Origin of the sequence: Vibrio toranzoniae, from assembly GCF_024347655.1 — a bacterium.
GTDB classification, from domain to species: domain Bacteria; phylum Pseudomonadota; class Gammaproteobacteria; order Enterobacterales; family Vibrionaceae; genus Vibrio; species Vibrio toranzoniae.
In genome coordinates this window covers 371,804-385,166 of the sequence record NZ_AP025515.1, presented here as the reverse complement: position 1 = coordinate 385,166, position 13,363 = coordinate 371,804, and the positions used below count along the sequence as shown (strand labels likewise).

13 protein-coding genes are annotated in these 13,363 nt (G+C 41.7%); 9 read left to right on the top strand and 4 right to left on the bottom strand.

Annotation, left to right across the window (positions count from 1 at the left end):
• Window positions 1–983: 983 nt before the first annotated feature.
• Window positions 984–1,178, bottom strand: a complete 195-nt coding sequence (locus tag OCU50_RS16155) for a hypothetical protein (protein WP_082710393.1) — start codon at window positions 1,176–1,178, stop codon at window positions 984–986.
• A 263-nt stretch (window positions 1,179–1,441) separates the two neighbouring features.
• On the opposite strand from OCU50_RS16155, the gene OCU50_RS16150 reads away from it, so the two are divergent.
• On the top strand, window positions 1,442–2,095 hold the full coding sequence (locus tag OCU50_RS16150; protein WP_153011341.1) for a hypothetical protein: 654 nt from the start codon (window positions 1,442–1,444) through the stop codon (window positions 2,093–2,095).
• A 1,366-nt stretch (window positions 2,096–3,461) separates the two neighbouring features.
• Here OCU50_RS16150 and OCU50_RS16135 read toward each other — a convergent pair.
• Window positions 3,462–3,683, bottom strand: coding sequence for a hypothetical protein (locus OCU50_RS16135; protein WP_065311196.1), 222 nt, complete (start codon window positions 3,681–3,683; stop codon window positions 3,462–3,464).
• 1,794 nt (window positions 3,684–5,477) lie between these two features.
• Window positions 5,478–5,699 (bottom strand): hypothetical protein, encoded by a 222-nt coding sequence (locus OCU50_RS16125; protein ID WP_060469833.1) that lies wholly within the window; start codon window positions 5,697–5,699, stop codon window positions 5,478–5,480.
• A gap of 190 nt (window positions 5,700–5,889) precedes the next feature.
• Between OCU50_RS16125 and OCU50_RS16120 the strand changes: the two genes are divergently transcribed.
• The 3 genes from OCU50_RS16120 (at window position 5,890) to OCU50_RS16110 (ending at window position 8,348) form a co-directional block, all read left to right on the top strand.
• Entirely contained in the window at window positions 5,890–6,282 is a 393-nt protein-coding gene (locus OCU50_RS16120; RefSeq protein ID WP_060469789.1) for an NUDIX hydrolase, read from the top strand.
• A 765-nt stretch (window positions 6,283–7,047) separates the two neighbouring features.
• Window positions 7,048–7,458: a GNAT family N-acetyltransferase gene (locus OCU50_RS16115; RefSeq protein ID WP_054963648.1), complete on the top strand. Its 411-nt coding sequence runs from the start codon at window positions 7,048–7,050 to the stop codon at window positions 7,456–7,458.
• Between the two features lie 152 nt (window positions 7,459–7,610).
• A complete protein-coding gene (locus tag OCU50_RS16110) occupies window positions 7,611–8,348 on the top strand; it encodes a hypothetical protein (RefSeq protein WP_060467612.1) in 738 nt (245 codons plus the stop codon).
• Window positions 8,349–8,673: 325 nt separating this feature from the next.
• Here the strand turns inward: OCU50_RS16110 and OCU50_RS16105 are convergent, their stop codons facing one another.
• On the bottom strand, window positions 8,674–8,847 hold the full coding sequence (locus OCU50_RS16105; RefSeq protein WP_157769197.1) for a hypothetical protein: 174 nt from the start codon (window positions 8,845–8,847) through the stop codon (window positions 8,674–8,676).
• 186 nt (window positions 8,848–9,033) lie between these two features.
• On the opposite strand from OCU50_RS16105, the gene OCU50_RS16100 reads away from it, so the two are divergent.
• From OCU50_RS16100 to OCU50_RS16080, 5 genes are all read left to right on the top strand, one after another.
• Window positions 9,034–9,414, top strand: a complete 381-nt coding sequence (locus OCU50_RS16100) for an MmcQ/YjbR family DNA-binding protein (protein WP_060467613.1) — start codon at window positions 9,034–9,036, stop codon at window positions 9,412–9,414.
• A gap of 783 nt (window positions 9,415–10,197) precedes the next feature.
• Window positions 10,198–10,446, top strand: a complete 249-nt coding sequence (locus OCU50_RS16095) for a hypothetical protein (RefSeq protein ID WP_060467614.1) — start codon at window positions 10,198–10,200, stop codon at window positions 10,444–10,446.
• A gap of 132 nt (window positions 10,447–10,578) precedes the next feature.
• A complete protein-coding gene (locus OCU50_RS16090; protein ID WP_060469830.1) occupies window positions 10,579–11,181 on the top strand; it encodes a DUF922 domain-containing protein in 603 nt (200 codons plus the stop codon).
• A gap of 1,089 nt (window positions 11,182–12,270) precedes the next feature.
• Window positions 12,271–12,546: a putative quinol monooxygenase gene (locus tag OCU50_RS16085; protein ID WP_060469790.1), complete on the top strand. Its 276-nt coding sequence runs from the start codon at window positions 12,271–12,273 to the stop codon at window positions 12,544–12,546.
• Between the two features lie 284 nt (window positions 12,547–12,830).
• On the top strand, window positions 12,831–13,304 hold the full coding sequence (locus OCU50_RS16080; RefSeq protein ID WP_153011337.1) for a hypothetical protein: 474 nt from the start codon (window positions 12,831–12,833) through the stop codon (window positions 13,302–13,304).
• Window positions 13,305–13,363 lie beyond the last annotated feature (59 nt).

The window sequence follows — 13,363 nt, the reverse complement described above, 5'->3', positions numbered from 1 at the left end:
AAAGTAGGGCAGTTCAGTGCGTTTTTCTTCTAGCCAACTTTCCCCTATTCATCGGTGTAACGTTTTGTAGTTGCCCGTCTCACTTCAGTGTTCAAAGCCTTTCATATCATCTCAGTTTTCAATATCTTGGAGCGCATAAATAGAAGTAGCACATGTACTAACAAATTGCTTAAGAGTGATTCGTAACGCGTGGCATTTTTACTTTGCGGTGGCTTATGTGATTAAGGCGTCGTGCGGTAGCTTTTGTATTGCGTTACTCACACCTTAGCAAGGCGTTAGTTTGCAAGGAGCAGAAAAGCATTTGTGGTCTAAGAGCCTTGTTCTGCGTTCTAGCTATTCACCTGTTATCTCCCAAAGACTTTTCATCGAAATAGGCATCTCGCGTAACCCGTTTTCGGTTAATTGGCTTCCGTGTTACTCATTTCTTTCGTGTTAGTAAGGTTCATTTCTCAATGTTCTTGCGCGCTGCTTCTTTGGTTTTGAAAGTTAAGCGGGAACATTGAAAGATGGTGTTTGTGGCTGTCGGCATCTACGAAAGTCTTCTTAGCTAAGTACGTTTTGTTGGTTGGGTTTGAATTCTGAGCTGCCCGTTTTACTTTTGCGTTCAAAGCCAGTAGTTTCGCAACTAATTCAGTATCTTGGCGCTAAACATCTGGCTTCATCGTGGTGGCAAACTAACAAAGCGCTTAAGGCGGACTAACAAACGCTCGGCATTTTTGGTTTGGTTAAGTTGTGTGTTTAAGGTGTTCAAATTGGGTAGGGTGGCAGGTTTGTTAGCCACTTAGCTTAGCGTTAGTTTGCAAAGGGCAGAAAAGCGTTTGTGGTCTAAAAGCTTTGTTCTGCGTTCTAGCTATTCACCTGTTCGTTTTCCAATCTCACGAACTTTCCGGTGGCACTATGTTGGAAGTGTTTGCGGTGAGTGAGTCACTTACTGGTTCTAACATTGTTGCTAATTCGTTGGTGCATTTTCTTTGTTTTGGTGACTAATTTCGTAAACAAATGGCTTGGTCATATTTGGTTGTCAGGTTGGTCGAACGAATCCTTTGCCAGTTAAAGCGCTTCAAACCGTGGTCATTTGTCGTATGTCGCTTCTTAACCAAGTGCGTTTTGTTGGTTGGATTTGAATTCTGAGCTGTCCGTTTTACTTTTGTGTTCAAAGCCAGTAGTTTTGTAGCCAATTCAGCACCTTGGCGCTAAACCTCTGGTTTCATCGCGGTGGCAAACTAACAAAGCGCTTAAGACGGACTAACAAACGCTCGGCATTTTTGGTTTGGTTAAGTTGTGTGTTTAAGGTGTTCAAATTGAGTCAGGTGGCGGGTTTGTTAGCCACTTAGCTTAGCGTTAGGCTTCCCCGGTTTGGAAAGTTCAATTAATAATGGCATCATGCTAGTCAACTAAGTGCATTTCATCAATAAACATAAGTAGTTTTATGGGGTTAAAGTTGGAAAATCAAGTTCGGGACAGTGAAAAAGATAGTAAAAAATGGAAGTCCATTTTCGGTGTTATTTTCTTAGGCGCTTTAGGAAGTGGATTTTGGGAGTATTTCCTAAAGGATTTCTGTTTAAAGGTATTAGATCTTACTGTTACCGCTGCTAGTTATTTTTTCTCAGGGTTTGCTGATAGCCTTTACGGTAATATCGGTAATGGTGTCGGTGGCTTTCTTCCTATTTTCACTCCAGTAATGATCATGATCATGATGATCGTTTTTCCTTGGGTTTTTACAATTAAGCTGTATTCAGTGACAAAGCAGATGAATGTGCGGACTAAAAAATTAGATAATGATAAAATCTTGAAGAAAATTAGGTTTTATAAGATAGTTACACCTTTGTTATCTCTTCTAATAACTTTAATGTATGGCCATATGTTATTTGAGTCCGTTTATCAGTATAAAACTGTCCATTATATTGAAAGAACCTTAGAGATTATAAGACCGTCAGTCACACCACAGGATTTTTTGCTTTTAAGGTCTGAATATAGGCAAATTAATTCATTAGAAAAATTTGAAGCTTTTTACTTTAAAGTTTCTTCTGTTGCTAAAGAAAATAGCATTGAACTACCTAAGTTTTCACCATTGTTAATCAAATCTAAAGCCTAACAAACTGTTTAAGAGTGATTCGCAACGCATGGCATTTTTACTATGCGTTGCGTTCGGTGTTTAAGGTGGTATGCGTGAGCTTCTGTATTGCGTTACTCACACCTTAACAGTGCGATTAGTTTGCAAAGGGCAGAAAAGCGTTTGTAGTCTAAAAGCCTTGTTCTGCGTTCTAGCTATCCACCTGTTCCTTCTCCAATCTCACGAACTCTCCGGTGGCACTATATCGGAAGTGTTTGCGGTGAGTGAGTCACTTACTGGTTCTAACATTGTTGCTAGTTCTTTGGTGCGTTTTCTTTTTCTTGGCAGCTAATTTGTTAACAAATGGCTTGATCATATTTGGTTGTCAGGTTGGTCGAACGAATCCTTTGTCAGTTAAAGCACGTCAAACCGTCGTTGTTTGTCGTCTGTCGCTTCTTAGCCAAGTGCATTTTGTTGGTTGGGTTTAACTTCTGAGCTGTCCGTTTTACCTTTGTGTTTAAATCCAGTAGTTTCATCATTAATTCAGCATCTTGGCGCTAAGCCTTTGGCTTCATCGTGGTGGCAAACTAACAAAGCGCTTAAGGCAGATTCGCAACGCGTGGCATTTTTAGTATGCGTTGATTTATGTGTTTAAGGTATTATGCGGTGGCTTCGTATTGTGTTGCTCACTACTTAGCTTAGCGTTAGTTTGCAAAGAGCAGAAAAGCGTTTGTGGTCTAAAAGCGTTGTTCTACGTTCTAGCTATTCACCTGTTCGTTTTTCAATCTCACGAACTTTCCGGTGGCACTGTATTGGAAGCGTTTGCGGTGAGTTAGCCACTTACTGGTTCTAACATTGTTGCGAGTTCTTTGGTGCGTTTTCTTTTTCTTGGCAGCTAATTTGTTAACAAATGGCTTGATCATATTTGGTTGTCAGGTTGGTCGAACGAATCCTTTGTCAGTTAAAGTGCTTCAAACCGTCGTTGTTTGTCGTCTGTCGCTTCTTAGCCAAGTGCGTTTTGTTGGTTGAGTTTAAATTCTAATCTGTTCGTTTTACTTTTGTGTTCAAAGCCAGTAGTTTCATAGCTAATTCAGCACCTTGGCACTAAACCTCTGGCTTCATCGCGGTGGCAAACTAACAAAGCGCTTAAGGCAGATTCGCAACACGTGGCATTTTCACTATGCGTTGATTTATGTGTTTAAGGTGTTATGCGGTGGCTTCGTATTGCGTTGCTCACTACTTAGCTTAGCGTTAGTTTGCAAAGGGCAGAAAAGCGTTTGTAGTCTAAAAGCCTTGTTCTGCGTTCTAGCTATTCACCTGCCCCTTTTCCAATCTCACGAACTTTCCGGTGGCACTGTATTGGAAGCGTTTGCGGTGCGTTAGTCATTTACTGGTTCTAACATTGTTACTAGTTCGTTGGTGCGTTTTCTTTGTCTTGGCGGCTAAGGTGCTTATAAATAGCTTGGTCGCACGTGGTTGTCAGGTTAGTCGAACGAATCCTTTGCCAGTTAAAGCGCTTCAAACCGTGGTTGTTTGTCGTATGTCGCTTCTTAGCCAAGTGCGTTTTGTCGGTTGGATTTAACTTCTGAGCCGCCCGTTTTACTTTTGTGTTCAAAGCCAGTAGTTTCATTGCTAATTCAGCACCTTGGCGCTAAACCTCTAGTTTCATCACGGTGGCAAACTAACAAAGCGCTTAAGACGGACTAACAAACGCTCGGCATTTTTGGTTTGGTTAAGTTGTGTGTTTAAGGTGTTCAAATTGAGTCAGGTGGCAGGTTTGTTAGCCACTTAGCTTAGCGTTAGTTTGCAAAGGGCAGAAAAGCGTTTGTGGTCTAAGAGTCTTGTCCTACGTTCTAGTATTCACCTGTTCGTTTTCCAATCTCACGAACTTTCCGGTGGCACTGTGTTGGAAGCGTTTGCGGTGCGTTAGTCACTTACTGGTTCTAGCATTGTTGCTAGTTCGTTGGTGTGTTTTCTTTGTCTTGGCGGCTAATTCGTTAACAAATGGCTTGGTCATATTTGGTTGTCAGGTTGGTCGAATGAATCCTTTGCCAGTTAAAGCGCTTCAAACCGTGGTTGTTTGTCGTATGTCGCTTCCTAGCCAAGTGCGTTTTGTCGGTTGCATTTAAATTCTAAGCTGCTCGTTTTACTTTTGTGTTCAAAGCCAGTAGTTTTATAACTAATTCAGCACCTTGGCGCTAAACCTCTAGTTTCATCGCGGTGGCAAACTAACAAAGCGCTTAAGGCAGATTCGCAACGCGTGGCATTTTTACCATGCGTTGATTTATGTGTTTAAGGTGTTATGCGGTGACTTCGTATTACGTTGCTCACTACTTAGCTTAGCGTTAGTTTGCAAAGGGCAGAAAGGCATTTATGGTCTGAAAGCTTTGTTCTGCGTCCTAGCTATTCACCTGTTATTTCCCAAAGACTTTTCATCGAAATAGGCATCTCGCGTAGCCAGTTTTTCGGTTAATTGGCTTCCGTGTTACTCATTTCTTTCGTATTAGTAAGGTTCATTTTTCAATATTCTTGCGCGCTGCTTCTTTGGTTTTGAAAGTTAAGTGGGAACATTGAAAGATGGTATTTGTGGCTGTCGGCATTTACGAAAGTCTTCTTAGCCAAGTTTGTTTTGTTGGTTGGGTTTGAATTCTGAGCTGTTCGTTTTACTTTTGTATTCAAAGCCAGTAGTTTCATAACCAATTCAGCATCTTGGCGCTAAACCTCTGATTTCATCGTGGTGGCAAACTAACAAAGCGCTTAAGACAGATTCGCAACGCGTAGCATTTTTAGTATGCGTTGATTTATGTGTTTAAGGTGTTATGCGGTGGCTTCGTATTGCGTTGCTCACTACTTAGCTTAGCGTTATATAGTGACGTTTACTAAGTTTAAGGTGTAACGCTTTGAATTCAAAGTATTACGTAAGATCGAGTGTGCCTCTTACAAGCGAAAATAAGGGTGAGCAGGGGGCATTCTCATGCTACCCTCAAAGCACAGCTCGTCTGGTTAATACGCTTGCGATTAAAATCAGAACGAGCTGTGCTTTGAGGTAAGGCATTTTCCGCTGCCTCAGCTTCGATTTTTGCGTGTCCAAAGGGCAATTGAGCGCGTGAAAGATTGATAGTGCGATATCATGAAGTTTTGGTCACTAATATAACAAGACGTTCAAGAGCGACTCACAACGCGTGGCATTTTTACTATGCGTTGATATAAGTGATTACGGGGTCTGCAGTGACTGATGTATTGCGTTGCTCACGCCTTAACTCATCGTTAGTTTGCAAAGGGCAGAAAAGCGTTTGTGGTCTAAGAGCATAGTCCGGTTTTTATGCTTTACACCTGTTCGTTTTCTAATCTCACGCACTTTCCGGTGGCATTATGTCGGAAGCGTTTGCGGTGAGTTAGTCACTTACAGGTTCTAACATTGTTGCTAGTTCTTTGGTGCGTTTTCTTTGTCTTGGTGGCTAAGGTGCTTATAAATGGCTTGGTCGCACTTGGTTGTCAGGTTAGTCGAATGAATCCTTTGCCAGTTAAAGCGCTTCAAACCGTAGTCATTTGTCGTATGTCGCTTCTTAGCCAAGCGCGTTTTGTCGGTGGTATTTAAATTCTGAGCTGTCCGTTTTACTTTTGCATTCAAAGCCAGTAGTTTCACAACTAATTCAGCACCTTGGCGCTAAACCCCTGGTTTCATCGCGGTGGCAAACTAACAAAGCGCTTAAGACAGACTCGCAACGCGCGGCATTTTTAGTATGCGTTGATTTATGTGTTTAAGGTGTTATGCGGTGGCTTCGTATTGCGTTGCTCACTACTTAGCTTAGCGTTAGAACTTATAGGGAAATTTGATGAAAGTGCATGAATGCGTATCTTTTATGTTGATCGAGTACGATAGCGTGTTACTCGAAAAACGTAGCGAAATAAGAGAAACAGATGTGGGCGTAATAAATATTCCCGGTGGGCATATCGAAGGTGATGAAAGCCAAGCCCAAGCCTTGTTTCGTGAAGTTAGCGAAGAATTGAATGTAAGCCCTAAATCATACAAATATCTCTGTTCCCTATATCATCCAACTAGTGAACTGCAATTGATTCATTATTATGTTGTTGACAGTTGGTCGGGGGCAATTTCAGCACAAGAAGCTGAAAGTGTGCATTGGTATCCGCTATTATCAGCTCCAGTTAGTATTGAAGCTGATAAATTGGCACTTGCTGAGTTTTTCAGGGTTGGGCAATACCTTTAACTACAGTTCTAACAAAGCGTTTAAGACAGATTCCCAACGCATGGCATTTTTCATTCCATCGTTGGGTTTTGTGTTTAAGGTGGTATGGTTAAGTTCAGTGGTAGCGTTGCTCACTACTTAACGCGGCGTTAGTTTGCAAAGGGCAGAAAAGCGTTTGTAGTCTAAAAGCCTTGTTCTGCGTTCTAGCTATCCACCTGTTCCTTCTCCAATCTCACGAACTCTCCGGTGGCACTATATCGGAAGTGTTTGCGGTGAGTGAGTCACTTACTGGTTCTAACATTGTTGCTAGTTCTTTGGTGCGTTTTCTTTTTCTTGGCAGCTAATTTGTTAACAAATGGCTTGATCATATTTGGTTGTCAGGTTGGTCGAACGAATCCTTTGTCAGTTAAAGCACGTCAAACCGTCGTTGTTTGTCGTCTGTCGCTTCTTAGCCAAGTGCATTTTGTTGGTTGGGTTTAACTTCTGAGCTGTCCGTTTTACCTTTGTGTTTAAATCCAGTAGTTTCATCATTAATTCAGCATCTTGGCGCTAAGCCTTTGGCTTCATCGTGGTGGCAAACTAACAAAGCGCTTAAGGCAGATTCGCAACGCGTGGCATTTTTAGTATGCGTTGATTTATGTGTTTAAGGTATTATGCGGTGGCTTCGTATTGTGTTGCTCACTACTTAGCTTAGCGTTATGCGTACTAATCAAAAACTCACTTCACATGTTTATTTATACAGTTGTCTTGTGTATGCTCCGAATGTAATAAAAGGAGATGTACATCATGACAATAACATACGAAGCAAAAGTCCCTAGCCCGTCAGAATTTTGCGAAATGAGAGTGAAGGCTGGGCTGTCTCCAAAGTCGTTAAAAGCTGCCACTATTGCTTTGCCAAATAGCTTGTACGCTATCTCGGTTCGAGATGATGATGTGCTAATTGCTATGGGGCGGGTAGTTGGAGACGGCGCATGTAACTTTGAAGTCGTGGATGTTGCAGTTGATCCGAACTATCAAGGCCAAGGGTTAGGCCGGAAGGTCATGGAGCATATAGATAACTATTTGTCGTCGGTTGCTCTTGAAGGCTCTTATGTTTCAATGATCGCAGATGAGCCAGTGTTTTACGAGAAATTAGGGTACAAGCTTGTTTCTCCATCCAGCCAAGGAATGACGAAGAAATTTAAGCCGCACGCATAACAAAGCGTTTAAGGCAGATTCGCAACGCTCGGCATTTTCGGTTTGATTTGAATTTAGTGTTTACGGCACAATATTTTAGGCGTGGTGGTCGGCGTTGCTCACTACTTAACGCGGCGTTATACGTATCTTCGCTTTTGTGAGAAATTACGATTATGAATAAATTAGAAACTATAGCGAAATTACTAGAGAAGCATGGACTTTCACACATATTAGGCAGTCCTTTTGATAACGCTTTTGACGTCTTTGATAACAAAAAAGAAGATATCAATCTCATCTTGTTGGGCACTAATGGGAACATGACCGATGCGATAAAAACCAATGTAGAGTGGGTGAAAGAGAGAGCTAGAAATCCACAATACAGTCACCTTTTATCTGGTGATTGGGGAGTATCGCCTTTGCGAAAAGAGCTAATCAAGCTCCCTGATGTCCTTAATGAGTGCTTTGGAAATTCTAAGTTTTCAGTGTCAAATATGATTTTAACTAATGGGCTTTTGTTGGCATCCAACGGTGTTGGTGATATCAAAAATCAGTTTGAGATATTGAGAAGTGAAACGGACACGTTTACTAATTTGAAAGGCTTACTTAATGCATCAATGGGTTTTTTTGATGACTTCGTAGTGAAAAATTCTAACCCTAGAGTAATTTTCGCCTATGGTAATGCCGACCAAGGGCATTCTGCGTGGAAGTATTTGAGAGATTATTATCCGAGGTTGAAAGAAACTGTGATTGTTCCTATCAATTCGACTAGCTATAAGTTTTGTTCACTAGATATGCATGGAGACGAGGTGTTTGTTATTGGCTCTCCACATCCTTGTTTTCATTACAACAAACTAAACAAAGATTTAATCAAAGAGGGACTTGAGCAGATCGGTGCTATACCACACGTATAACAATGCGTTTAAGACAGATTCGCAACGCTCGGCATTTTCGGTTTGCTTTGAATTTAGTGATTACGGCACAATGGGTTAAGTCTGGTGGTAAGCGTTGCTCACTACTTAACGCGGCGTTAGTTTGCAAAGGCAGAAAAACGTTGTGGTCTAAAAGCATAGTCCGGTTTTTATGCTTTACACCTGTTCGTTTTCCAATCTCACGGACTTTCCGGTGGCACTATGTTGGAAGCGTTTGCGGTGAGTGAGTCACTTACTGGCTCTAACATTGTTACTAGTTCTTTGATGCGTTTTCTTTGTCTTGGCGGCTCATTCGCTAACAAATAGCTTAGTCACATTTGGTTGTCAGGTTAGTCGAACGAATCCTTTGCCAGTTAAAGCGCTTTAAACCGTGGCCATTTGTCGTATGTCGCTTCTTAGCCAAGTGCGTTTTGTTGGTTGTATTTAAATTCTGAGCTGCCCGTTTTACTTTTGCATTCAAAGTCAGTAGTTTTGTAACCAATTCAGCACCTTGGCGTTAAACCTCTGGCTTCATAGCGGTGGCAAACTAACAAAGCGCTTAAGGCAGACTCGCAACGCGTGCCATTTTTAGTATGCGTTGATTTATGTGTTTAAGGTGTTATGCGGTGGCTTCGTATTACGTTGCTCACTACTTAGCTTAGCGTTATGAGCTAATAGGGAAATCAGTATGAATTACGAAGAATTTAACCATTTTTGCGGATCTTTTGCCGGAACGAGTCACGTCGTTCAATGGGGTAATTCCGATGTATGGAAGGTTGGTGGTAAAGTTTTTGCCATAGGAGGTTGGAGCGATGGTTCTCAAGCTGCATTCACGTTTAAAACCTCCAACTTAAATTTCGACTTTCTAAGTGATTGTGAAGGTTATAAACCGGCTCCATATTTTGCTAGTCGTGGAATGAAGTGGATACAGCAAGTTGAGACTTCAGGCAAATTAGACGATGACCTAAAGTATTATTTATCGGAATCATACCGAATTGTCGCGAGTGGTTTAAGTAAGCGCAGGCAACGAGAGTTGGGCATAGAGCACCTAGCTGAACCACGCTCATAACAAAGCGTTTAAGACGGATTCGCAACGCTTGGCGATTTCGGTTTATTTTAAGTTAAGTGATTATGTCACAATGGTTTAGGTAGGGTGGTTGGCGTTGCTCACCACTTAACGCGGCGTTAGTTTGCAAGGAGCAGAAAAGCGTTTGTGGCATAAAAGCTTTGTTCTACGTTCTAGCTATTCACCTGACAGCTTTCTAATCTCACTCTCTTTCCGGTGGCGCTATGTTGGAAGCGTTTGCGGCGAGTGAGTCACTTACTGGTTCTAACATTGTTGCTAGTTCTGTGGTGCGTCTTCTTTGTCTTGGTGACTAATTTCGCTAACAAATGGCTTGGTCACACTTGGTTGTCAGGTTAATTGAATGAATCCTTTGCCAGTTAAAGCGCTTCAAACCGTGGTCATTTGTCGTATGTCGCTTCTTCGCCAAGTGCGTTTTGTTGGCTGTATTTAAATTCTAAGCTGCTCGTTTTACTTTTGCATTCAAAGCCAGTAGTTTCATCATTAATTCAGCATCTTGGTGCTAAACTTTGGTTTCATCGCGGTGGCAAACTAACAAAGCGCTTAAGGCAGATTCGCAACGCGTGGCATTTTTAGTATGCGTTGATTTATGTGTTTAAGGTGGTATGCGGTGGCTTCGTGTTACGTTGCTCACTACTTAGCTTAGCGTTATGTGCTTTTCTTGAACAACCACTTTTAAACGTATTGATAATTCGGTGATTAAACCTGAATGGGGTAAATTGGTTATTGGTATTTCATCTTGTAATTAATGGTTAAATGGAGTTCTAAATGAAAGCAGTAGTAGCAGGTATTAGCCCTTCGGCAGGTATTTATGCAGCTGAAATTGATGGTTCTGGTGAATATGTGATATTTGAGCTTTTGGATACTGATGAACCTGAAATCGGTGATGTGATCGTACATTCAGACTTTTACTCATTGGGTGGCGAAACATATAAAAATCAGACACAAGGATGCTCTATTGAAGTGTATGTGCAAAATGTAGGGGATAGGAATACAGCGAGACACATGCTGGCATAAACACGACGGGTTGAGTACGCACATAACAAAGCATTTAAGAGTGATTCGCAACGCTTGGCAGTTTCGCTTCGCTCAAGTATAGCCAAGCGCCGCTCACACCTTAATGCGGCGTTATATGCTTCAAGGAAGATGATGAAAAAAATAGTACTTTCAATATGTTGCTTAATGGCGTCCAGTCAGGCTAATGCTGACGTCAAGGTAGATTTTCCCTTCCAAAAAAAGTTCGAAGTGTATGAGGTTAGCGGGAATAGTGTTGAAGAAATTGAACGCTCATTTAACGCTAGACCTGAGTTTCTCGTAAATGAAGGCTTTGACGGGTACACCGCGTGGAAATATGACTTCAATACGAATGATGATACTTGCGAAATTAATGAATTTAAGCTGGAAGTTACCTATACACTTCCGAAGTTCGAAATGTCTAAGACTTCAGTTGAATCAGCGGAGGAGTTTCGCCTATATCTAGAAAAGCTCTATCGACATGAGCAGATTCATTGTGCTCTTGCAGTTAAGTCGATGCATGAAATTTATTTAGCCTTCAAAGGTGGGCAGCGCGGAAGGTGCAGTAGTGCTAATGATAGAGTCACTGAACTTGAAGGTGACTTAGTGGAAAGTAATGCGCTGTTTGACGTTTATACATCGCATGGAGAAATTGAATTAGCAGAGTCTCCATTTGGTGAGGAGCCTTACTTAAAAATATGCGAAATACCTTTCGTGCCAATGTCACCACGCATATAACAAAGCATTTAAGACGGATTCCCAACGCTCGGCATTTTTAGTTTGCTTCAACTTTAGTGTTTACGGCACAATGCTTTAGGCTCAGTGGTCTGCGTTGCTCACCACTTAATGCGGCGTTATGTAGTGACGTTTACTAAGTTTAAGGTGTAACGCTTTGAATTCAAAGTATTACGTAAGATCGAGTGTGCCTCTTACAAGCGAAAATAAGGGTGAGCAGGGGGCATTCTCATGCTACCCTCAAAGCACAGCTCGTCTGGTTAATACGCTTGCGATTAAAATCAGAACGAGCTGTGCTTTGAGGTAAGGCATTTTCCGCTGCCTCAGCTTCGATTTTTGCGTGTCCAAAGGGCAATTGAGCGCGTGAAAGATTGATAGTGCGATATCATGAAGTTTTGGTCACTAATATAACAAGACGTTCAAGAGCGACTCACAACGCGTGGCATTTTTACTATGCGTTGATATAAGTGATTACGGGGTCTGCAGTGACTGATGTATTGCGTTGCTCACGCCTTAACTCATCGTTAGTTTGCAAGGAGCAGAAAAGCGTTTGTGGTCTAAAAGCTTTGTCCTGCGTCCTAGCTATTCACCTGTTCCTTTTCCAACCTCGCGAACTTTCCGCTGGCACTGTATTGGAAGTGTTTTCGGTACGTTAGTCACTTACTGGCTCTAACATTGTTGCTAGTTTCTTTGGTGCGTTTTCTTTGTCTTGGCGGCTAATTCATAACAAATGGCTTGGCCATATTTGGTTGTCAGGCTGGTCGAACGAATCCTTTGCCAGTTAAAGTGCTTCAAACCGTGGTTGTTTGTCGTATGTCGCTTCTTAACCAAGCGTGTTTTGTCGGTTGGGTTTTAATTCTGAGCTGCCCGTTTTACTTTTGCGTTCAAAGCCAGTAGTTTCACAACTAATTCAGTATCTTGGCGCTAAACATCTGGCTTCATCGTGGTGGCAAACTAACAAAGCGCTTAAGTCAGATTCGCAACGCGTGGCATTTTTAGTATGCGTTGATTCATGTGTTTAAGGTGTTATGCGGTGGCTTCGTATTGCGTTGCTCACTACTTAGCTTAGCGTTATGCGTCACAAGGAAATTCATGTCAAAAGTAACATTGAAAGGTTTTATTTTAGTTCCTGAATCGGAGCTTGAATTAGTAAAAAATGAGTTGGTAAACCATAAACGTCTTACTCTCGAAGAAACTGGATGTATCACGTTTAGTGTCATTCAAAATTCGGAAAACGCTCTTCGCTTCGACGTTTATGAAGAGTTCACAGATAAAGTGGCTTTTGAACAACATCAGAAAAGAGTCAAAGCATCTCATTGGGGTAAAGTGACCTTAAACGTTGAACGTCACTATGAGATTTTGGAGTAAACGCATAACAAACTGTTCAAGCAGATTCGGCACGCGTGGCATTTTTGGTTTGCAGTGAGTTTGTGTTTACGGAGTAGTGCAGAAGCTTTTGTATAGCGTGCCTCACTACTTAACAGGGCGTTAAATTTCAGTAGGAGTATCGAGGGTTAGCAGATGTAGTTCAAGTTATAGAAAAAGCACAACTGTCTATCATTACCTTGTCTGTTGTGCTTTTTTGGCTATATAAGATTGATCTTTCGGGAGTCTACAAGGGGCTGCACGAACGAAAATCTAAGCAGTTAGATTTGTTGATTAAGAGTTTGGATAATCATCACCTCAGTGACAATACGAAGTTTGCAATTAAAGAAAATGTTGAAGCTCAATTGTTTCATCAAAGTCATGGAATACGCGCTGATAAGCCTTACCGAGAAGCGTTGATCAATATCAACAAGAAGTACCCTAATCAAGCCCGTTGGTTCTTCCTGCGAAGAGCTTACCCATTTATGTCTTTAGGTGAATCAGGGCGAGTGGAACTAAAGGTGGGCAAAAAAGATGTCTGGATAAACAATATAGTCACTTGGTTTTCCATGGGAGTTGTATTGCTAGGTTTTATATCTTTGTTGCTGTTCCTTTTCGCCACTGTATTTAAGTACCTGCCAGCTCGACTTGGTTTTACAATGGCGGGGTTCGGTTTCATCATGATATTTATGGGCATGTATTTCCATTGGACTACTTGGGGTAGGCATGCAGCAATTAAACTGTCGAAACTAGAAATTTAACAAGGCGCTCAACAGCGACCCTCAACGCGTGGCATTTTCAGTTTGCAGTAACATCAGCG

Bases quoted from the DNA above. Each gene is read 5' to 3' on its own strand.
- OCU50_RS16135 (WP_065311196.1), bottom strand. From the start codon at position 3,683: ATGAAACTACTGGCTTTGAACACAAAAGTAAAACGGGCGGCTCAGAAG.
- OCU50_RS16120 (WP_060469789.1), top strand. From the start codon at position 5,890: ATGAAAGTGCATGAATGCGTATCTTTTATGTTGATCGAGTACGATAGC.
- OCU50_RS16115 (WP_054963648.1), top strand. From the start codon at position 7,048: ATGACAATAACATACGAAGCAAAAGTCCCTAGCCCGTCAGAATTTTGC.
- OCU50_RS16110 (WP_060467612.1), top strand. From the start codon at position 7,611: ATGAATAAATTAGAAACTATAGCGAAATTACTAGAGAAGCATGGACTT.
- OCU50_RS16100 (WP_060467613.1), top strand. From the start codon at position 9,034: ATGAATTACGAAGAATTTAACCATTTTTGCGGATCTTTTGCCGGAACG.
- OCU50_RS16095 (WP_060467614.1), top strand. From the start codon at position 10,198: ATGAAAGCAGTAGTAGCAGGTATTAGCCCTTCGGCAGGTATTTATGCA.
- OCU50_RS16090 (WP_060469830.1), top strand. From the start codon at position 10,579: ATGAAAAAAATAGTACTTTCAATATGTTGCTTAATGGCGTCCAGTCAG.
- OCU50_RS16085 (WP_060469790.1), top strand. From the start codon at position 12,271: ATGTCAAAAGTAACATTGAAAGGTTTTATTTTAGTTCCTGAATCGGAG.